Raw genomic sequence first — 19676 nt, forward strand, 5'->3', positions numbered from 1 at the left:
GCCGTGAATCTCGATCTCAGAAGCGAGTGAGTCGTTCGTTCTTGACGTGGGCGCGCCAGGCGCCCGGCTGATGGCCGCCATGTGACATCAGAGTCAGCTCGGTCGTTTCCGGGGTCCATTCCGGTCCCATGATGAGCGCCAGTGCTTCAATGGCGTTGCAGAAGTGCTGGTAATCCCGCCCTGTGTTCCAGGCACTGACACTCGATGACAGGCTTCGCTCTGGCTGCTCCAGACCTCTCTTCTGCTGCCAGCTAAGTTGGTGATCCATCTTCACGATCTCCTGACCGCACAGCAGGTTCATCGAGCAGCCAAGCCACTGGTCCATGATGTAGCCGATGGGCGCGCCACCGCGTGGCATCAGGAAGTAGATCAGTTTGGTGAAGTAGGCCGGCTTCATGCCCTTGATCACCTTTCGATGGTACAGCTTGGCGAAGGCGTCGAAAGCCTGCGATCGCGACAGCTCGCCAGCCCGGATTGCCGAGGCGACTTCGATCCAAGCGTCCACGGGTTGGCGGAACAGATGGTCGCGGTTGCCGCGGTTCATGCCGCCCCAGGCGAGGATCGCGACGCACAGTTCGAGAGTGCAGATTTCGGGATCGGCCTGCATGGCGATCAGACGCGTGCGATTGATCGCTCCTGAAATCTGGATTTTGTCAATCGACGGGCGAGAGGCAGGGCCGCCGGCGTACCAGGCGATCGGCTCCCAACCTTCTGTTTGTTCCCCTTCGGCAAAGGCCGCCGGTTTGGGGTGCAGCTCACGGAATGTACGAAGCTGGATCTCGTCGAATAGGGTCGAAGGGGGTGTTTCAAACATGAGGATCTCCGTCGCATGGAAGCGCAGCCGGCTCGCCCGAATTTGCGGATACAAGAGGGCGGTGAGACTACGATATCTCGCTAGGGAAACCTGGACCCCCTCGTCTCGCAGGTCGATCCGGGTAATCTCCGGTCTTACAGAAGGTTAACGCACCTGACGGACCTGTTCACATCCGGATCCGCGTCCCCTCCACATGCCGGAACGCGCGTTCGCGGCAAGTGAGGAGGATGACCTGCATACGCTGCGAGGCTTCGAGGATCAGGTCGGTCATACCGTCCAGGCGCACATCGTCGGAGTAGACCAGCGGATCGTCGAGGATCAGCGAAACCGGGCGGCCTTCTTCCAGCAGCATGTCGGCAAAGGCGAGGCGGGTGAGGATCGCCAGCTGCTCCTGCGTACCGCGCGAGAGTTGCTCGCAAGGCTCGTCCATGCCGGCGCGGCGGATGGTGGAGAGGCTCAGGTCGTCCGCAAAAGCCGCCTCGCTGCCGGGCAGGACGCGACCGATATACCTAGAGGCGCGCGCCGCGACAGGGCCGGTGATGGTGCGCGCTGTCTCTGTCGCGGCCCCTGCCAGAGTGTCGCGCAGCAGGCGCAGGGTCTCGGCCTCTTCCTCCATGCGGACCAGAGCGGCGCGCGCAGCCTCGTCCTCGTCGCGGGCGAGCGCGACCTGCTCGGCCAAGCCCTTGCCGCCATCGCTCTCGATCTGCGCTTCGAGCCGGGCGATCCGGGTCAAGAGGGCGCTCTTGCTTTCTTCTGCGGCGCGGCGGCGGGCGTCGAGCTTGTTGATCTGGCGACGCAGCGCATCCTCGTCGAAGGCGCGCACGTTCGCTTCGGCGCTGACCAGCGCCACGGCCGCGCTGGCGTTCGCCTCCCGAGCCTCGGCGAGGGCAGCGGTGACTCCGGCGAAGTCCGGATGCGCGTGCTGCGTCGCGATCTCTTCCGCTACGCGCGTCAGGTCGCTGTCGGCAGTCTGCTGTTCGACGATGAGCGGCGTTTCCGCCTTCTCCGCATAGCGCAAGTCCTGTTCCGCCTGGCGCAGGCGTGCTTCGGCGCGGGTGTACGCCGTCTCCGCCGCGTCGAGCGCCACCTCCATTTCGGCGAGCGGCCGGGCGGGGGAGGGGGCCGCGACCGATGGCTGGGGGTGCGCCGCGACGAAGGCGGTCAGCGCCGCACTGCCGGCTTCCAAATCGAGCTCGGGATCTGCCGGGGTCAGGGCGGCGAGGCGTATAGCCAGGGTGTCGAGCGTACGTTGCGCCTCACGTGCCGCATCGTTGCGGCGCTGCGCATCGGCGAGGGTGTCGAGCTGCCACTGCATCAGCATCGCCGCGCGGCGCGATGTCGCGGCATCGAGTGCGGCCTGGGCGCCGGCGAGCGCTTGCGAAGGGCGCAGCACAAGCTCGCTGCCGCCGGGCAGGCCGATCCGCGTCTCGCGCGTGAGCGTCCATTCGCCCTGCGCCATCGGCGTGCCGTCGCGGGTAACGGCGTCAGCACTGCCGACCAGTTCGACGCGGGTGCCGTCCGCCTCGAGCAGGGTGCGGTGGCGGACCACCTCGCGCTCCGCGGCGGCGAGATCTTCGAGAACCTCGTCGGGCACCGCCGCACCGAGCGTTGCCGCAAGGGTGGGGCGGTCCACTTCGAGGTCGCGCACCTGCGCATGGCGGGCATGGGCTGCGGCGATGCCTGCCCGCCGTCGATCCTCCAGCGCCTGCGCGCGCGCCTGGGCAAGGGCCGTGCGGGCAGCGTCGCGCGCTGCCAGGGCCTGCGCCAGCTCCGTGCGCGCCTCGCTGGTCCTGGCATGCTCAGAGTGTAGTTCGGCGGCAAGCGCTTGGCGTGCGTTCACTGCTTCGTCCCGCCGGGCCTGAGCTGCCGCCTGGCGCTCCAGAGCGGCACCATGCCGGTTCGAAAGGTCCTCAAGCCCTGCGAGCCGCGCGCCTGTCGCGGCCGCTTCGGCCCGGCGCGTGGTGAGCTGCTGCGCGGCACCGCGTGCGGTTTCCAGCTTCGCGACGAGGTCGGCCCGCTGTGCACTGTCCTGGCCATCGTCGAGCTCGCGCCGCAAGGTCTGCAGGCTCTGCCGCGTCTGTTCGAGATCGGTGAAGGCGGCTTCGAGCGCCTCCTCGCGCTGCTGTGCCGTGGTGAGCGCGGCGGCCGCCTCGGCGACGCGCGCGCGGGTGGCGGAGAGGCGTCCCGTGGCTGCCCCGCTGCGCGCGGTGTAGTAGTTGAGGTACTGCGCTTCGATCCGGGCGCTGACCCGATCGAACGCGGCGCTGCCCACTATCGCTCCGGCTTCCCCCTCCAGCGTCGCGCCGATCAGGTCGCGCACGGTTCCGCACGGGGCCTTGAGCGTCAGGCCGTCCATCTGCGCCACCCAGAGCATGCCCAAGGCGCCATGCAGGTCCTTCTCGAAGCTGGACCCTTGCGCGCCCGTTTCGAACCCGAGGAGCGCCTGGAGTGCCTGTTCGGCAGCGTCGCCCTGGTGGCGACCCTGCGGGCCGGACAAGTCGATCGTCGGCGACCTGAGGAAGCGCTTTGTGAGCGACCAGGGCGCACCACCGATCTCGAAGTCCAGGGTGACTTGCGGCCCGACGTTGTCACCGGTGGGCTGGAACGACGAGATCAGCCGCGTCTTCGAGCCATGCTTCAGGAACAGCGCCGCGCGCACCGCGTCGAGCAGGGTGGACTTGCCGGTTTCGTTGGGTTCGATGACGATGTTGAGGCCGCTGGTGAGGCCGGCGATCTCGTGAGGCTGGCGGAACTTGCGAAAGTTTTCCAGCGCGATGCGGCGCAGCTGCAAGCTCATGCGGCGTCTCCTCCATGCGCGGCATCGTCGCGGATGGCTTCCACGAACAAGCGTTCCAGCGCACGCCGGGCGCGCTGGGCGTCGGCGCCGCCAGCCTCGACCCGGGTGCGCAGCATCGCCGCAGCCCGCCCGATCATGCCCTCGGCCGACAAGGTGGCGAGATCCTCGGGCGTCGGCCGGACCACCATGTCGGCATCGCGGACATCGAGGTAGCGCAAGCGGTGCGCGAGATCGCTCTCGATCCGCGCCATGATCGCGGCGCGGTCGGTTAGCGGGACGATCCCGGCGAGCGAGAGGCGCAGCAGCGTGGCGGCGGGCCCGCAGGCGTCGAGCAGATCGTTGCACAAGGCTGCGAAGCCCGTTGCATCGGCTACGGCCCACTCGTGCGTCAGCCAGCGGAAGCTTCCGGTCGCGAGCGGCGTCACCGCCGGGTCTGCGCCTTGTGTGATGTCGACCAGCAGCGCTTGTCCCGGTGCCTCGCGTCCAGCCTTGAAGTCGTCGGTCTCGGGCGTTCCGGCGTACCAGGTCCGGAGATCGACCTGCAGCGTGCCATGCCAATCGCCGAGCGCCAGATAGTCGAGCCGCGACACACTGGCGCGGTCCGGCGCGATGAGGTTCTTGGTGTCGCCCTGGCTGCCGAAGCCGCGGATCGAGCCGTGCGCCAGGCCGATGCGCAAGGCGCCGGCGGGCGTCTCCATTCGGCCGAACGCCTCGGTCGGATCATCGAGCGTGTGGCGGTGGAGCAGGGGCGCGGGGAGCAGCCAGGCATCATCGGCGAGCGCAAGCGCCTCGGCTTGCGCCAGCACGGTGACGTTGGCGGCACCGCGGCGGCGCACGCGATCCCACAGGCCGCCGTTGCGGGCGAAGTCGTGATTGCCGGGCAACAGCCACCAGCGGCAGGGATGGCGCTCCATGCGGGTGACGGCCTGGACGATGGTGCGCTCGTCCGGTCCTTCGGTGTCGAACACGTCGCCGGCGACGAGGACGTGGCGCGCTTGGTGCTGCGCGGCTGCCTTGCCGATGGTGTCGATCACGTCGAAGCGCGCCTCGCTCAACGCAGCGCGCGTGTCGGGGTCGAAGCGCCCGAACGGTTTGCCAAGCTGCCAGTCGGCGGTGTGGATGAAGCGCATGTGGGGTGTCCGGCGTTGTGTTCGGGCGGTTTAGTTCAGGGTAAACGCATCCGCTACGTCAGAACCGGTCGCCGCCGCCAAAGAGCCGGCGGAAGCGGTTTCGCTCCCGCCGGTAAAGGTGAAGCTCTTCGCTCGGCGAAGAAGCCTCGGGTCGCCTCGTGATCAGGGGTGTTTCCCCCGGGAAACTCGCAGGTCAGATCGTCGATGCGGCGATGCGCGTCGATCGGGGAAATACCCGGATGTGCGCCGGTCAAAGCCCCTCGCCGCGGCTGAGCGCGATGAGCTGGGCCAGGCCGTTGGTGCGGGTCTTGCCGACGATGGCGGCGCGGTGATCCTCGACGGTCCGAGCCGAGATCGCGAGCCGCTCGCCGATCTCCTTGTTCGAGTGTCCGCGCACCAGCAGATCGAAGACCTCGCGCTCGCGGCGGGTGAAGCTGGCGGTCACGGCGGCGATCCGGCGCTGGCGGGTGGACCAGGCCAGACCATCGCTGACGGCTGCCAGGAGGCGCGCCTCGTCGATCGGCTTCTCCAGGTAGTCCAGGCCCCCGTGGCGGCGCACCGCATCGACGGCATGGCTGGTGGTTGGCCAGGCGGTCATGAACACCAGCGCAACGGCAGGGTCGCGGGCGCGCAAGGCGTCGGCGAAGGCGAAGCCGTCCATCTCGCCCATCTGGATGTCGCTGACCACGCAGGCGAAGCGCGAGGCTGGCAGCGCTGCGAGCACATCTTGCGGAGCGACGAACGGGCTTGCCGAGATGCCGTGTCGTACTAGCAGGCGCGCGATCGTCGCGCCAAGATCCGCATCGTCGTCGAGCACGGCGACGAGGGAGAGGGGAGCAGGCGCGGTCTCGATCATGCCGGTGTTCCGATGAGCAGCGGCAAGGATATCACGAAGCGGACGGTGCCCGGATCGTCTTCTCGCCACAGTTGACCGCCGTGCGCCTCGACGATCGTGCGCGCGATGGTGAGGCCGATTCCCATGCCGGCGCTTTCGCGCGCTATGTGCGCCGCAGGATTGCGGACTTCGATGCGCAAATTCTCGCCATCCTCTTCCACCATCAGGCCGATGTCCTGGCCGTCACCTGCAGCGATCGCGTTGCGCAGGAGGTTCACGAGCGCCTGGGTCAGCTCAATTTCCTGCGCCTGTACCGCCAGCTCGAGCGGCACGGGCCCGCAATGAAGCTTCGCCCCTTGGCTACGCAGTTCGAAGCCGACAATCTGGCATGCCGTCTGGATCAGCATGGCGACGGGCAGCGCCGAGGGCTCGTCCACGTCGCGTCCGCCGAAGCGGCGCAGGCGGCGGACCAGTTCCGAGAGCGTGCGCGCCTTGCGGTCGACCAGCTCGGCACTTGTCGCGATGTCCTCGCCGAGTCCGGCCGTGGCGGAGCGCAAGTGCGCGGCCTCTATCGCGAGCGTGGTGAGTGGTTGGCTGATCTCGTGAATGACTGCCACCGACATCGCGCGCAGGGTCTTGAGCCGCTCGGCCTGGTAGAGAAGCCGGTTGCGCCGGTCTAGCGCACCGCGCGCGGTGGCTTGTGCGTCGGAGAAGCTGCCGGCCAGCCAGGTCACCAGCACCGCCGAAGCGATTCCCAGATGCAGCTCGAGACGGGTGCCATCGTCCAGCGTGCCGGCCGAGTAGGGGAGGAAGACCAGCGCCTGCGACAGGATCGCGAACCACGCTGCGGTCCGGCCATGGCGCAAGCCGATCCAGGCGCCGGCGAGCAAGCTGGGCGTGGTCTGCGCGCCAAGGCCGGCGCGCCACAAGGCGGCGGTCAGCAGCAGGCAGCCGCTCATGACGATGGCGTCTTCCAGGATCGGGCGCAGGCCCGGACGGGGCAGGGGTTTGCGCTCCTGCGTCCAGGCCACGCTGCCTAGCCAGAGCAGCGGCGGGGCCAGCACGAGGATGCCCAGCAGATCGCCGACCGCGAGGCTGGTCAGCGAGATCGCCACGTCAACACCACTGCGGTACCGTTCGGCCTCGGGTGGAAGCCAGGCCTCGAACGGGATGACCATCAGCGCATTGAGCGCGGGTGCGGCGATCGCCGCTACGCCGAAGATCATCGGCGGCAGCGCCAAGGTGCTGCTCCGCCCGCGTGAGACATCCCGCACCAGTGCCATGGCGATGCCGTACGTCAGCCCGGGCCGCGCGGCGCCGGTAATTCCCTGGAGGGCAGACCCATCACTCCACCCGATCGTGCCTGTCGCGATGTCGGTCGCGATCTCGGTCAGCACCAGCCACGGTGTAAGCCTGGGTCCGCGGCTCCACAGTACGGCAAACCGCAGACCTGCAGGCGGGTACCACAAGGAGAAGAACCCCGCGCCGCCCCACGGCCGCGCCGCCCAGTGCAACGCCGCGAAGCACAACGCGTAGAGCAGCAGCAGCCAGGCGTCCGTGCGGCACAGAGCGATCCGGGACAGCGGCTTGGCGTGCCATAAGCGCGAGACCGGAACCTTCATCATCCTGGACAGCCTGTGGCGGCATCGATCCGGCAGCGAAACCCGGATTATGCCCGGATGCCGTTGAGCGTTCATCGATTTTCTGAATCAGCGAGGCCGGTCTGATTCAAAATGCATGTTGGACCTTGCGTATCGGCAGGGCGCAGTCTCATGCCATGGACACGGCGGCACTTCTCGACATCCTCATGCGCCCGCAGGGTGGGAGCGTTACACTCGAAGCACGCGCTCCGGAGCGCAACCTTGCGCGAAGCTGGGCGATAAGCGCCGGACCTGATCTGCTGGGTTGGACAGTCGTGTCCTGGCGGTGGGGTCGGATCGGCAAGGCAGGGCAAGCACGTGCCAGCGCCTTTGCCGATCCTGCGGAGGCGCAGCGTTTCGCGCGGCACCTGCTGCTCCGTCGCGCACGTGCACCCCGGCGTATTGGGGTTCCCTACCGGGTGATATGCTGTGCCTGAGTAAGACGCGCTACACCACGAGGAAGGATGTCCGCGCCTGCCCGATGTCCTGGTCGGCAACCTGCAAGCGTGATCGGACCTGATAGTTGCCGCGCTTCATCGCGTTGGGCAGGGTAAAGGTCAGCTCGTTGTTCAGTTCGCCGCCGCTGTCGCCGACCGGCTTGGTGAAGGTCTTGGTGTCGCCGTCGGGCGTGGTGATCTCGAACACCTCGCGGATCGGTGTCGCCGGTGCGTTGGCAGGCAGCGCCACCACCATGGAGTCCTGGATCGTGATCTGCTGGCCAAGCTGATAGCTCGGCCGCGCCGTGGCACTGGTATACGACAGCAAGGTCGGCTGCGTGACCGCCCCCAGGCGCGAGCGGCCATCCTGCAGCACCTGATCGTTGCTGCGCTGGCGGGTGACGCGCGAGTTGACCGCGACGCAGCCGATGCTGGCGACTGCCGCGCCCAGGGCGCCGCCGATCGCGAGACCCCTGCCCGTCTTCTTGCTGGCCAGCCCACCGATCAGCGCGCCCAGGACCGCGCCGGCGACAGCAGCGTCTTTGGCCTTGCAGGATTTGCCCCCACCTTCATCCGAGCCGCTGGCCATCGCCGGTGACACTTGCGTCAGGCTGAGTGCGGCGGCGAGGCACAGAGCGGCTTTCTTGCGGTGCATTGGATGGTTCCCCCTCGTTGTCGGTAATGATCTCATTGCGCGTTCCAGTCAGACGCCAGCGCCTCGCGTCGGCGGGCGGCGATTGTGCGCAGCATGGCGGCTGCATCGATTTGCCCCGGCTGCAGGCGCAGTACGGTGCGTGCATTCGCCTCCGCACAGTCGAAGTTCTGACGTCCCATGCAGTCGCGCGCTTCGGCCAGCGTCTGCGCGGCCAGGTCGCTCACGCGCGTGTCGGGGCTCGGCTGTGCAAGCGGGCTGGGCGAGGCATAGGTCGGAGCATAAGCAGCCGCATAAGCGGGCGAAGGCGTGGGCTCGGGCTGAGCAGGCTGCGCGTTCATCTGCGTATCGGCAGCGAGTTCTGCGCTTTCGGTCGGCATCTCGGCAGGCGCCTGCTCGTCGAGCTGCGGTTGTGGATCGGCCGTCACTGGCGCTTCCAGAATCGGCGCGTCCTCCATGCTGTCCGCTGCTGCGACTTGCGGGGCGGGTTCGACCGTCCGATCGGGTGACAGGTAGCTGGCGGTGGAGACCGTCAACGCGGCCACGCCGGCAAGAACAAGGCTCCCTCGCCACAGCCGCGCCGGGCTGAACCGATGCGCCTGCATCTCGTCCAGCTCGGCCGCGACGTCGAGAGTACTGCCGGCGCTGTGTGCCTCCAGAGCCCGCGAGCGCAGCGCCTGCCGGGTGGAGAGCAGCCGCCAGCGGTTCAGAACGGCACCGAAAAGCGCGGTACCCGTGGCGGCGAACAAGCCCACCGCTCCGGCCTGGGCGATCGGTGCGAGCGAAGGATCCACGTTCGCGCCCGCGATCACGGCGCCGAGCGTGGCCACGCCGATCCCGCCGGCAACATAGAACGGCACGCGCGCCTGGCGCTGCTGCTCGGCATCGTGCGGCCTGCTGCCGATGATGCGGCCGGTGTCCTGCCCATCCATGATGATGGTGAAGCGCTCGACGCCATATTCGTAAGACAGCAGCCACACCGGCACCAGCATCGAACCGACCGTGTTGAACCGGTACGTGAACGAGCTGCGCACGTCGCGGACATGGCTGCCGGTGATCTGGCCTTGCACGGCATGGTCGACCCGGTTGCTCAGGCGGGCACCACAGCGACGCTTGAACAGGCCGTCCTGATCGATGTCGGCTTCGTGCATCTCCATCATGAAGCCGAGCGACAGGCGCTCGTCGTAGGGTTTGGCCTGCTGGATACCCGCCTCTTCGACGAAGCTCTTGAACTCGGACGGCAAGTGACGGCTCGCGCAGGCGAGATAGGCGAAGGTGTCGTGCGCGCGGCCGCTGACCGGGTGATAGTCGATGTGGGTCCGCGTCTCGTTGCACAGCTTACCATTGCGCTCGACCAGCACCGTCTCGCGCCGCTCGGTGCCGACCTGGGCCGACCAGTCGGCTGAGAAATTGCCGTTGTAGGCGAGGCAGGGCACGAACAGGCCGCGGTTGTCGGCAAAGTCCGCCTGTGCGAGCACGTCAACCGGAATGTAGTCGCCCGTCACCAGCCAGCGCAGCGCGGACGCGCGGAACGTCTCACCGTCGGTGCGGAACGGAACCATGCCATCGGGCTCGACCACCCGCACACGGCGGCTGTCCTCCAGGTCGAGCGCGTGGCCGCAGAAGTTGCAGTTCACTTCCTGCAGGGCGGCGTCGAACGCGAGGTCCGCCCCGCACTTGTCGCAGGTGATCGCGGCGGCGGTGGTGAGACCGTCGTTCAAGTCTTCCATGAGCATGTCGGTCAGTCCTGCAGAAGGGTGGCCAGGCGGTTGGCAATGGTGGCGAGATCGTCCTCGTTCGCGTGTCCGGTCGATTGCGTCCGAGCGAGTGTTGCGCGCAGCCGCGCCGTCTCGGCGGCGATCTCGTGGCGCGCTAATGCGGTAGCGCTGATCTCACCGCGGCGCAGACGGCGCGACAGGCGCTCAAGGCGCGTCGTAAGCGGGCAGGTGCGCGCCATCGCCAGCTGACCCAAAACGGCTTCGACCAGAACTGCGATCGAACGCACCGTGCTTTCGTCGGGAGCGACTGCCAGCGGGGCTGGGCGGCCTTCGGGTAAAGCCTGGCGCGCCCGTGCCAGCAGGACCTGAAGGCCCAGGAACAGGCCGAGTGCGACGAGGTCGATCATCAGGACTGCGCTCTGCGCCACCCGGTCGACAAGGGCGTACCAAATCACTCCAAGCACAAAAGCGACGGTCGAGATGGTCGTAGCGGCAAGCACAGCCGGCCATGCAGAGCGTGCCCGATCGCTGTATCCCGGAACGAAACCGCCGGCGAGGAACACGTTGAGAAGCGCCAGCGTCGCCGTCTGGCGCACGTCCAGCATGTCCGCTCCGCCGGCCAGCAAAAGCGCGCCGCCATTGAGCGTGATGGCAGCGATGACCCAGACGAGCAGCGCGGTCCTCATCGTCCGTTCTCCAGCACTGAGGCTTTTTGCGCAGCGAACTCCTCGGCGGTGAGGACGCCCTCGTCAAGCAGCGCCTTGAGCTCGCGCAGCAGAGCGATGCGGCCGCGTGTGCGATCTTCTTCGCTCATTGCCGAGCCGAGGCTGCTTTGCCCCACTGCGTTGCCGGCGATCACGCCGATCGCCCGTCCCAGCGGGAGCCCGGCGCCAAGGCCCAGCCCCGCGCCGATCATCGCCCCGGCCGCGCCACCGTCGCTCGCAGCCGCCGCCGCCTCGATCGCGTCGAAGCTGCGTTCCTGCTGATAGTTGAAGCCCAGGATGCCCATCTCGGCCTTGCGCGCCATGGCGGTCTTGACCCGCACGACGGTGGGATCATCCTCGGGCACGTTGATCGAGTTGACGTAGAAGTTGACGACGCGCAGGCCGAAACGAGCCAGTTCGGCGCTGATCGCGACATGGGCGGCATCGGCGACGTCGCGCAGCATGCCGCCAAGCTGAAAGGCGTTGACCGTTCCGTCCTGCACCAGTCCGGCAATGGCGGTCTTCACCGCGTCATTGATCGAGCCGCGAAAATACTCGGCGACTTCGCGGTGCGAGAAGCCGCGCATGGTACCGACCAGCGAGGTCAGGAACTCCTTCGCGTCAGAGACCTGCACACCCATCTGCCCGAACGAGCGGATCGGCAGGAATACGCCCAGGCCCGGGTCCATGATCTGCAATGGATCTACGGTGCCCCACTTCAAGTCGAGCGAAACCGCCTTGTTGACGAACCAGACCTCCGCCGTGAACGGCGAGCGTCCTCCGTATGGAATACGATAGAGCGAGGTCAGAACCGGCATGTTCTCGGTCGAGAGCACGTGCCGACCGGGACCATAGGGTCCGTCGATGGCGCCGCTGCGAAAGAGATACGCCTCCTGCGCCTCGTTGACGACGAGGCTGGAGAGCGTGTTGAGTTCTTCGTTCGGGAACTTCCAAGCCAGCACCGAGGCCGGACCGTTCCATTTGACTACGCTGGCGAGCGCCATTGCCATGCCCCACAGGCGAGATGGCAACCGCCGCAAGCCCCCCTTGGAGCGAGCCATCGTCGAACCGCAGCAAGTACGTGGCAGTCATGGCTGCGCCTATCCGGGAAATATCCGGAGGTCTTTCAAAGTACTAACAAAGTCTTACGTGCTTGTGAGGCAGTTTCGGAGCGCTATGGCTTCGGTCAGATGGCGGTCATCAGCAGCAGCGGCGCCTCTTGTTCTTCGCGCGCCGCCCCCAGCCAGTCACGCGCAAGCATGCCCTGCGATTCTAAAGCCAACAGCGGCGAAGCGCGCGTAGCCGCGACCGCCTCACGAGCTCGCAGTGTGGTCGCGGCTGATCGCGCGTGCGTGGAGGCAAGAGCCAACGCCTCGCCGGCAGCGTCGCTACCAGGAGCCGCCTGCCACTGCGAGGATTCCAGCCACGCGCGGGCCAGATCGGCTGCGCCGATGCGGCCCGTCATCTGCTCCATTCTCGCCGCATCGTCGCGCGCAACCTGAACGGCCGCCTGTGTCTCGCCTGCAAGCGCCAGGGCGCCGATCCGCATGCCCGATGCCATGGCAAATGCATCCAGCAGCGGAGTAGCCTCGATGACCGTGTCCGCCCGTGCATCGAGCAGGCGACGCGCCCGGCCCGCGAAGAACGTGCTGAGGCGGTCGACCTCGTCCGCATCATGCTGCCAGCCCAGGGCCGCCCTGTCCCCACTCATGCTCCAGCGCATGTCGATGCGCTCTGCAAGCCCGCGCAGACGATCGAACATGTCGTCCAGCTTCTCCGTTCGATCGCGCGCGAACTCGTCGAGCAGCCGGTCAAGCTTGCCATCCAAGACCCGCACATCCTCACGCACGCGATCGATCTTCTTGCTCATCACCGCAAAGCCGACCGCGGTGACGCCGATCCCCGCTGCGCCCAGTGCCAGGTTCGCGATCTGCAGCTCGTTGAGTACTGCCAAGCTCTGCTGCACGGCAGAGATCCCGGTCTTGATCTGCTCGTTTTGCAAGATCTGGACGCCGGCGCTCACCAGCTGGAGCGGTGCGGCCGGGCCAGCGTTCACCAGCGCTGCGACTTTCGACAGCGCACTCGTTTCCTGCAGGAAGCCGGCGATCTGCCCATTCGAGACGTTGCGAATGACCGACCCATAGACGTCCAGTTGGCCGCTGCGGATGCCCGCCTGCAGCGCTGCTGGGATCTCCCGCAGGAACACGTCCGCAATCACGCGATGATCTCCATGGCTTCGTCACTGGTACGATCTACTGTATCGAGCAGTTGCGCCAGATACGGTCGTGGGGAAGGGGCGGTGAGAGCTGGCCCAAGCCACACGCGCGACAGTTCGGCGCGCGCGGCCACGCGAAATCTCTCGTAAAAACCGGCACGCTCGCCCAGTTCTCGTCCGAGCCGCGTCATGGCCTGTTCCGCACCTTGGCGCAGCGCCTCTGGAACCACGCTAGTGGCACCTTCGAGTGACAGACGGCTTGTGACCGATCCAACCGTGCCCGATGTTCTGCGCAGCCAGGCAGGTGCAATCCAACCGGTCGGCGCAATCACCTCGTCTTGGGGAAGCACCGGGCGATCTCTGATCAACGCGAAGCGCAATGCGAGCTTTTCCAGGCGAGGATCAATCTGCCGCAAAGCCCGCGCGTGGTCGTTGAACCAGTCATCGGCCATTGGTGTCACCTGCGCGCGCATGATCGGCCTGATCATGTCACGTGCAAACGCTTCTGTCCTGACGACCGAACCCGGCCCTACGATCGACTGCATCTGCTCCTCGAGCAATTGCATGGCACACCGGCTTGCTGCGTGCAGCGCGGCAATTGCCGTAAGTGCAGCCGCGTCGCGCCATTCGCGCACTGCAGCGCGATTAGCGCCTACTTCGAGATGCGGCATGTTCATCGGGTCAGATGGGCGAGATCACGTCGCGGTGTCCATCCGTAATGTGCGATCTTGTATGTTGATCAAGGCTTCGGCCTGGGTGACTCGTGCGGTCAGCCGCGGCAAGCGGATCCGCTTTGATGCAAGGGCACGCGCCTCGAGCTTCTGCAGTGGTGGACTTTGGTGGATAGCGGCCCGTCCGCTCTCGGGAGGCGTGCGCGAGAGAGCGGACGTTCGTTCAGGGAGCAGGGCAGGGATCTCGAACGCCTTCGGGTGGTGGATTACGGCCCGGCCGCTTTCGAGCGCTACGTCGACCTTAGCAGCCGTTCGTTCAGATCACCTATAAATCTGCCGCAGCTAATGACTAGCCTTACCGATCTCCGGGTCAGCGCAGAGCCACTAACTGAAATACTATCGGCCATTCACAACTGAGATGGCCGATCGTTGACCCAAGGGTGGAACGTAGCCATCAAGTAAGCCATCAGCGCACGGTCTGTAAGTTGCGTTTGTAACGGAGCGCTGTATCCCTCAGCGTGAGCGAAGGAGGCGAGCATCGGCGGCGAACTGAAGGTTGGACTTCGTCGCTGGCCGTGAGCATATTTCCCCCCTATGGAAGATCGTGCGCAGGCGGGGGCGGGCAAGTTCCTCATCGGGGTGACTGGCGCGCAGGGGGTCGGCAAGTCGACCTTCTGCCAGGCGCTTCGGAATCGCTTGGCCGAGGAGGGGCCAGTGATACTCCTCGACGGGCTCGGGGATCGGTTGAAGTTGGCCGGCGTGCCGTTGGGGCGTCATTCCGACGCCGCTACGATTGCGGCGGTGTTCGCCGCCCATCTCGATCGAGAGACGGAGGCCGGGCCTGGGCTGGCCATCCTTGACCGATGCCTGGTCGACGCGCTCGCCTATCCACGCGAGACGCAGGAGATGCTGTTCGACGCTCATGCCCGAGCCTTCGCCTTCTTTGGCGGGGTGCCGACGCGCGGCATCTACGATAACATGAAGACGGCGATGACGAGCGTTTTCACCGGCAAGGAGCGGGTCTTCAACCGACGCTTCCTGGTCATGGCCAGCCACTACATGGTCGAGCCGACAGCCTGCTCTCCCGCAGCCGGTTGGGAAAAGGGTCAGGTCGAAAACCAGGTGCAAACGGGGGTCATCGCAGAATGTCTTTCTGAGCGTACGTTAAGGGCGGATGGCTGATCCCGTGGTCCGCAGCGGCCTGAACCGCTCGCGGTGTTTGTCGATCTCGCTCCACAGATAGTCGCCGGTAAGGCTGATATGCTCCCAGCCCAGCGGGGTGACATGGGCGAGCAGGGTATTGGGCACTTCGATGCCGCGCTCGCGCAGGTGGCGGGCGGCGCGGTCGAGATAGACGGTGTTCCACAGGATAATGGCCGACACGATGAGGTTGAGACCGGAGGCGCGGTGCCGCTGGTTCTCGAAGGTGCGGTCCCGCAGTTCGCCGAGCCGGTTGAAGAAGACGGCGCGGGCGAGCGCGTTGCGAGCCTCGCCCTTGTTGAGGTTGGCGTTGGTGCGGCGACGCAGATCGACATCGTCGAGCCAGTCGAGCATGAACAGGGTGCGCTCGACCCGCCCGATCTCGCGGAGCGCGCGGGCGACGGGGTTCTGGCGCGGATAGCCGGCGAGCTTGCGCAGCATCACCGATGCGCGGACGGTGCCGGCACGGATCGAGGCGGCAAGCCGCAGCGTCTCGTCCCAGTCCTCATCGATGGCACGAAGGTTTACCGGACCGGCGACGAGCAGTCGCAGCGTCGGCCAGGGTGCAAGATCGCTCATGGCGTAGAGGCGGCGTTCGCCAAGGTCGCGGATGCGGGGCGCGAAGCGGAAGCCGAGCAAGTGGCACAGACCGAAGACGTGATCGACGGCGCCGGCGGTGTCGGTCGCATGTTCGCGGATCGCAATCCCGCTTTCATGGTCGAGCAACCCGTCGATGACGTGTGGGGCCTCGCCGACATTGGCGGCGATGACCTTGCTGTGGAAGGGCGCGAAGCGGTCGGAGATGTGGGTGTAGAACAGCACGCCCGGCTCGCTGCCATAGCGGGCGTTGTGGTCGGCGCGCGCCTCGCCGCGCCCGCCGGCACGGAAGAACTGCCCGTCCGAGGATGAGGTGTCGCCCGACCCCCACAGCCGGCTGAGCGGATGGGCGTGGTGATGGTCGACAATCGCGGCGAGCGCGCCGGCATAGGTTTCGTCGCGGATGTGCCATTCGGCGGTCCACAGCAGCCGGGCATGGGTCAGCCCGCGCGAGCTTTCCGCCATGCGGGCCAGACCGAGGTTGGTGCCATCGGCGAGGATCGCACCCATCAGCGCGGACTGGTCACTCGCGGGTGAACCGGTGCGGGTATGAACGAAGCGGTCGGCGAAGCCGGTCCATGCCGAGACTTCGGCCAGCAGGTCCGTGATCCGGATGCGCGGCAGCAGGCCATAGAGGCGGGCCTTCAGTTCCTCCGCCTCATCGGGCGTAGAGCGCCGCAACGGTGAGATGGTCATGCGGCCGTCCTCGATCGCGGCGTCGGGCAGCGTTCCCTTGGCTGCGGCACGCTCCACCTCGCCCATGCGCTGGCGCAGCCGGTCGCGGTGCGCGGCGATCCAGTCGGATGCGGTGCCGCTCACCGCCAAGCCGAGCTGCCCTTCGGCACGCATGGTCGCGAAGGCCGGGGCTGGCAGAAGATAATCGTCGAGCGTGCGATAGGCGCGGCTGCCATCCACCCAGATCGCTCCGGAGGCGAGCCGGTCGCGTAGATGGACCAGCACCGCGATCTCCCAAGCGCGCCGGTTGAATGCACCATCGGTCGGCATGACGATGCGATGCCATTTGGGCTTGAGGAACGACACAGGCGCCTTGCGCGGCAGGATCGTGCGGCCGTCCGCATAAAAGGTGCGGAGCAGTTCGACCGCGCCGAGCAGCGGATCACCGGTACGGGCGGTCCGGAAGCGGAACGCGGCGAGGAAAGTCGGCAGGAAGCGGCGAACCGCCGGATAGCGTTCCACCACCTCGTCAAGGCCGTCCTCGCCGGGGCGGGTCAGTTCCTCGGCTGCGCGCAGGCTCTGTTCGAGCGCCTGCCATCCGATCCGTTCATCGACGATCGCCTTCAGGTTGCCGGCACCGGGCGCTTCGGGTCAGTCGCGTATCCATGCCAGAGCCGAACGGGTGGGTGTTCCCCCGATCCGCAGCAGTGCATCGAGCCGCTCTACCCGATCCGGTGTCAGGTCGCGGCCGAGCCGGGCGAACGCCTGCCGCCTCGCTTCCGCGCGGGCGACCAGCGCGATGCGTTCGAGGACGGCCGGCACCGGCAGCACGACACCCGCCCCGCGCAGCCGTTCGACCATGGCCGCGACGATGGCATCGCAGCGGTCGGTGGATGCGGCCACCTCGCTGGCGGTTGCAAAGACCATCCCGCGATCGGCGCGCTCGAAGGTACGGAGGCCGAGCCTGCGTTCGATCGCGGCACGATGCTCACGCAACGTCGTGTCGCGTGCGGCATAGTCGGCGAAGGCGTCGGGAGCGCAGCCGATTTGCGCGGCCAGCACCGCGAGCATCGCCGTAGGCGGTGCTTCCGGGTTCGAGCGCCCGGCCGGGATGGTGGAGATAGCCGAGCTGGACCGCATAGCCGATCCGGTTGGCGGCGCGCCTGCGCCGGAACACCTCGACCAGATCGTCCGGGCCAAGGGTGTACAGCCGCTCGATCTCGGCCGGGTCCGATGGCGGATCGAACAGCGCGGCGCGCTGTGCCGGCGACAGGATTTGCGCGACCATCTTGACCCTGTCCTCCCTGCTGTCACACAATCACGGCGTGATGACGTTGATGCGACATAGCCGGAGTGACTGGTTAAGTGACAGGAAGGCGTTGCTTTGCGGCGCTGCCTTCATCTGTCACGTGGACGCTCGTTAAAGTGACGGCGCTGATCGGCTATGCGCGGGTGTCGAAAGCGGACGGCAGCCAGGTCATCGATCTGCAGCGCGACGCATTGGCGAAGGCCGGGGTCGATCTGGAACGTCACCTCTATACCGACGCCGCATCAGGGAAGCGTGACGACCGGCCGGGGCTGGAGGCATGTATCAAGGCGCTGCGCCACGGCGATACGCTGGTGGTGTGGAAGCTCGACCGGTTGGGGCGCGACCTGCGCCACCTCGTCAACCTGGTCGGTGACCTGACGAAGCGCGGCATTGGGCTGAAGGTGCTCGCCGGCGAGGGCGCGTCGATCGATACCACCACCGCCAACGGTCGCCTCGTCTTCGCGATCTTCGCCGGGCTGGCCGAATTCGAGCGCGAGCTGATCGTCGAGCGCACCAAGGCGGGCCTCGCCGCGGCCCGTGCCCGCGGGCGGACCGGCGGTCGCCCGTTCAAGATGACACCGGCCAAGCTGCGCCTCGCCCAAGCGGCGATGGGCAAGCCCGAAACCAAGGTCGCCGAGCTGTGCGCCGAACTCGGCATCACCCGCCAGACGCTCTACCGCTTCGTCGGGCCGAAGGGCGAGCTGCGCAATGATGGCCAGCGACTGCTGGACCGGCGCAAGGCGAAATGAACCGCCTGTTCCGTCAGGACCGGCTGATCGCCTCGAACACGATCCGGGCGACGTTCGCGGGCTGGCACGACCGCGTGATCGCCACGCTCATGGTGCTGGCTGCATTGGCCGTCGCCCATGCGTGGGTCGCCGACCGTCCCTGGAGGGTTGCGGCGTGGACGGCGTTCGGTGCGGGCATGCTGATCGGCATCGGGGTGGAACGCCTTGTCGGGGGGCGTCTTGCTTTCCATGCGTTCGACGGGTTGCTTGCGGCCGACGCCCTGCACCCGCAGACCCGCCGACGCTACATGACGGCATGGCATGGCGTCGGACTGACGCTGCTGGCCGTGACGACCCTGATCGTGCGCCCCTCGCTGCTGGTCATCAGCGTGCCCGCCTATCTCGCCGGCGTGTTGATCGCCGGACTGACCGGTGGCGTCAGGATGCCGAAGCGGATCGCTGGTACGGCGCGACCGGGATGGACGCTCCGGGCATGGTTGCATCGCCCCATCGCCGGGGTAACGGCTGCGACGGTCCTGCTCCTGCTGCTGTTGCCGGCCCGCACGCTGGGCACGAACGCGCTGATGGCGGTGGTCGGCATAGCCTCGATGCTGCTCACCCTGACGCTGACCAGCGTCGATGACGCCGTCGTCCGCTTCATGACGATCGCCGGACACGGATCGCGGCGCATTGTCGTTCACCACGGCAAGGGGATCGCGACCTTCCTTGCCGTGTCGGTGCCCGGATGCTGGATCATACTGGGGCCGGTCGCGGCCGGCATCGCCGCTGCCGCCTGCGTCGGCATTCTGTTGCTCCTGACGCTGCGCATCCTCGCCTATCGGCTGCATACCAAGCGGTTCGCCGATGTCCTCGTGTCCATCCTCGCAGGATTGCTCGCGCTGGCCGCCTATTCGATGCCGGTGGCCTTGCCCGTCATCGCGCTCGCGATGCTCTGGCAGCTGCAACGCCGCGGGCGGACGAAGACATGGCTGCTGGCATGAGCCTCTTCGTCGAGCTGACAGGCGCAGCTGTCGAGCGAAGCGGACAGCGCGTCGTGCAGGACGTCGATCTGACCGTCGCACCCGGATCGTGGTTCGGCCTCATCGGCGCTAACGGATCGGGCAAGACCAGTCTGCTCAGGGCGCTTGCCGGCCGACTGCCCTTCGCCGGCGGATCATGCCGGATCGGTGCTGAGGAGTTGGTCGAGGATCGTGCCGCTCGCGCTCTGCGCTTCGGCTTCTCTCCTCCTGCGGATAAGCTGCCGGATGCCTTGCGTGGACGCGATGTTCTCGAACTCGTCGGCGGAAGCATTGATGATGTCCGCGCCCGCCTGGGAAAGCTGCATGAAGCGCTGGGCCTGGCTCCGCTGCTGGACCGCTGGATCGGCGACCGCTCCGCGGGCATGCGACAACGGATCGCCATCGCCGCGGCCTTCGTGGGCGGTCACTCCCTCGTGATCCTCGATGAGCCGTTCAATTGGCTCGATCCCGTCGCGATCTTCGACCTTTGCGAGGTTCTGCGCGACATAGTTGATAGCGCCCTGAAGCTCATCAC

General features: G+C 67.0%; 16 protein-coding genes and 2 pseudogenes. 5 read left to right on the forward strand and 13 right to left on the reverse strand.

From position 1 onward, the window contains the following. Positions 1-16: 16 nt before the first annotated feature. The 5 genes from ACHWRX_RS12030 to ACHWRX_RS12050 all read right to left on the reverse strand — a co-directional run bounded on the left by ACHWRX_RS12030 (position 17) and on the right by ACHWRX_RS12050 (position 7201). Positions 17-814 (reverse strand): hypothetical protein, encoded by a 798-nt coding sequence (locus tag ACHWRX_RS12030; protein WP_288414954.1) that lies wholly within the window; start codon positions 812-814, stop codon positions 17-19. Between the two features lie 166 nt (positions 815-980). Beyond that, the gene (locus ACHWRX_RS12035) at positions 981-3611 is read right to left on the reverse strand and encodes an AAA family ATPase (protein ID WP_394659380.1); all 2631 of its coding nucleotides are present in this window, start codon (positions 3609-3611) and stop codon (positions 981-983) included. Next, entirely contained in the window at positions 3608-4741 is a 1134-nt protein-coding gene (locus tag ACHWRX_RS12040; protein ID WP_288414957.1) for a DNA repair exonuclease, read from the reverse strand. The genes ACHWRX_RS12035 and ACHWRX_RS12040 overlap by 4 nt, the downstream gene beginning before the upstream one ends. Before the next feature lie 250 nt (positions 4742-4991). Continuing rightward, positions 4992-5597: a response regulator transcription factor gene (locus ACHWRX_RS12045; RefSeq protein WP_288414959.1), complete on the reverse strand. Its 606-nt coding sequence runs from the start codon at positions 5595-5597 to the stop codon at positions 4992-4994. Next, positions 5594-7201: a sensor histidine kinase gene (locus tag ACHWRX_RS12050; RefSeq protein ID WP_288414961.1), complete on the reverse strand. Its 1608-nt coding sequence runs from the start codon at positions 7199-7201 to the stop codon at positions 5594-5596. The genes ACHWRX_RS12045 and ACHWRX_RS12050 overlap by 4 nt, the downstream gene beginning before the upstream one ends. A gap of 182 nt (positions 7202-7383) precedes the next feature. Here ACHWRX_RS12050 and ACHWRX_RS12055 point away from each other — a divergent pair, with 182 nt between their 5' ends. Further along, entirely contained in the window at positions 7384-7653 is a 270-nt protein-coding gene (locus ACHWRX_RS12055) for a WGR domain-containing protein (RefSeq protein ID WP_288414983.1), read from the forward strand. A 10-nt stretch (positions 7654-7663) separates the two neighbouring features. Here the strand turns inward: ACHWRX_RS12055 and ACHWRX_RS12060 are convergent, their stop codons facing one another. The 6 genes from ACHWRX_RS12060 to ACHWRX_RS12085 all read right to left on the reverse strand — a co-directional run bounded on the left by ACHWRX_RS12060 (position 7664) and on the right by ACHWRX_RS12085 (position 13508). Further along, positions 7664-8308, reverse strand: a complete 645-nt coding sequence (locus ACHWRX_RS12060) for a hypothetical protein (RefSeq protein WP_288414964.1) — start codon at positions 8306-8308, stop codon at positions 7664-7666. Between the two features lie 32 nt (positions 8309-8340). Further along, positions 8341-10041: a hypothetical protein gene (locus ACHWRX_RS12065; RefSeq protein ID WP_288414965.1), complete on the reverse strand. Its 1701-nt coding sequence runs from the start codon at positions 10039-10041 to the stop codon at positions 8341-8343. A gap of 5 nt (positions 10042-10046) precedes the next feature. Beyond that, positions 10047-10709, reverse strand: coding sequence for a hypothetical protein (locus ACHWRX_RS12070; RefSeq protein ID WP_288414967.1), 663 nt, complete (start codon positions 10707-10709; stop codon positions 10047-10049). Further along, on the reverse strand, positions 10706-11788 hold the full coding sequence (locus tag ACHWRX_RS12075) for an SPFH domain-containing protein (RefSeq protein ID WP_288414969.1): 1083 nt from the start codon (positions 11786-11788) through the stop codon (positions 10706-10708). Before ACHWRX_RS12075 ends, ACHWRX_RS12070 begins: the two co-directional genes overlap by 4 nt. Before the next feature lie 125 nt (positions 11789-11913). Further along, positions 11914-12945 (reverse strand): hypothetical protein, encoded by a 1032-nt coding sequence (locus ACHWRX_RS12080; RefSeq protein WP_288414971.1) that lies wholly within the window; start codon positions 12943-12945, stop codon positions 11914-11916. After that, entirely contained in the window at positions 12942-13508 is a 567-nt protein-coding gene (locus ACHWRX_RS12085) for a hypothetical protein (protein WP_394659381.1), read from the reverse strand. Before ACHWRX_RS12085 ends, ACHWRX_RS12080 begins: the two co-directional genes overlap by 4 nt. 987 nt (positions 13509-14495) lie before the next feature. On the opposite strand from ACHWRX_RS12085, the pseudogene ACHWRX_RS12090 reads away from it, so the two are divergent. Then, a pseudogene (locus ACHWRX_RS12090) lies at positions 14496-14744 on the forward strand (IS21 family transposase); the annotation flags it as partial. 33 nt (positions 14745-14777) lie between these two features. Here the strand turns inward: ACHWRX_RS12090 and ACHWRX_RS12095 are convergent. Further along, positions 14778-16712 (reverse strand): Tn3 family transposase, encoded by a 1935-nt coding sequence (locus ACHWRX_RS12095; protein WP_394659384.1) that lies wholly within the window; start codon positions 16710-16712, stop codon positions 14778-14780. 24 nt (positions 16713-16736) lie between these two features. Then, positions 16737-17373, reverse strand: a pseudogene (locus ACHWRX_RS12100) (DUF4158 domain-containing protein). Between the two features lie 137 nt (positions 17374-17510). Between ACHWRX_RS12100 and ACHWRX_RS12105 the strand changes: the two are divergent. From ACHWRX_RS12105 to ACHWRX_RS12115, 3 genes are all read left to right on the forward strand, one after another. Beyond that, the gene (locus tag ACHWRX_RS12105) at positions 17511-18143 is read left to right on the forward strand and encodes a recombinase family protein (protein WP_288414978.1); all 633 of its coding nucleotides are present in this window, start codon (positions 17511-17513) and stop codon (positions 18141-18143) included. After that, positions 18140-19123 carry a hypothetical protein gene (locus tag ACHWRX_RS12110; RefSeq protein WP_394659382.1) on the forward strand — a complete coding sequence of 328 codons (984 nt, stop codon included), beginning with the start codon at positions 18140-18142 and terminating at the stop codon, positions 19121-19123. The genes ACHWRX_RS12105 and ACHWRX_RS12110 overlap by 4 nt, the downstream gene beginning before the upstream one ends. Then, positions 19120-19676 (forward strand): ATP-binding cassette domain-containing protein (locus tag ACHWRX_RS12115; protein ID WP_394659383.1); only part of this gene is annotated, 557 nt, incomplete at its 3' end. The genes ACHWRX_RS12110 and ACHWRX_RS12115, both read left to right, overlap by 4 nt.

It is taken from the genome of uncultured Novosphingobium sp., from assembly GCF_964277725.1.
Taxonomy (GTDB): domain Bacteria; phylum Pseudomonadota; class Alphaproteobacteria; order Sphingomonadales; family Sphingomonadaceae; genus Novosphingobium; species Novosphingobium fluoreni.

Excerpts from the sequence above, each read along its gene's own strand:
- ACHWRX_RS12030 (WP_288414954.1), bottom strand. The coding sequence starts at position 814 with ATGTTTGAAACACCCCCTTCGACCCTATTCGACGAGATCCAGCTTCGT.
- ACHWRX_RS12035 (WP_394659380.1), bottom strand. The coding sequence starts at position 3,611 with ATGAGCTTGCAGCTGCGCCGCATCGCGCTGGAAAACTTTCGCAAGTTC.
- ACHWRX_RS12075 (WP_288414969.1), bottom strand. The coding sequence starts at position 11,788 with ATGGCTCGCTCCAAGGGGGGCTTGCGGCGGTTGCCATCTCGCCTGTGG.
- ACHWRX_RS12060 (WP_288414964.1), bottom strand. The coding sequence starts at position 8,308 with ATGCACCGCAAGAAAGCCGCTCTGTGCCTCGCCGCCGCACTCAGCCTG.
- ACHWRX_RS12050 (WP_288414961.1), bottom strand. The coding sequence starts at position 7,201 with ATGATGAAGGTTCCGGTCTCGCGCTTATGGCACGCCAAGCCGCTGTCC.
- ACHWRX_RS12055 (WP_288414983.1), top strand. The coding sequence starts at position 7,384 with ATGCGCCCGCAGGGTGGGAGCGTTACACTCGAAGCACGCGCTCCGGAG.
- ACHWRX_RS12110 (WP_394659382.1), top strand. The coding sequence starts at position 18,140 with ATGAACCGCCTGTTCCGTCAGGACCGGCTGATCGCCTCGAACACGATC.
- ACHWRX_RS12045 (WP_288414959.1), bottom strand. The coding sequence starts at position 5,597 with ATGATCGAGACCGCGCCTGCTCCCCTCTCCCTCGTCGCCGTGCTCGAC.
- ACHWRX_RS12070 (WP_288414967.1), bottom strand. The coding sequence starts at position 10,709 with ATGAGGACCGCGCTGCTCGTCTGGGTCATCGCTGCCATCACGCTCAAT.
- ACHWRX_RS12065 (WP_288414965.1), bottom strand. The coding sequence starts at position 10,041 with ATGCTCATGGAAGACTTGAACGACGGTCTCACCACCGCCGCCGCGATC.
- ACHWRX_RS12085 (WP_394659381.1), bottom strand. The coding sequence starts at position 13,508 with ATGCAATTGCTCGAGGAGCAGATGCAGTCGATCGTAGGGCCGGGTTCG.
- ACHWRX_RS12040 (WP_288414957.1), bottom strand. The coding sequence starts at position 4,741 with ATGCGCTTCATCCACACCGCCGACTGGCAGCTTGGCAAACCGTTCGGG.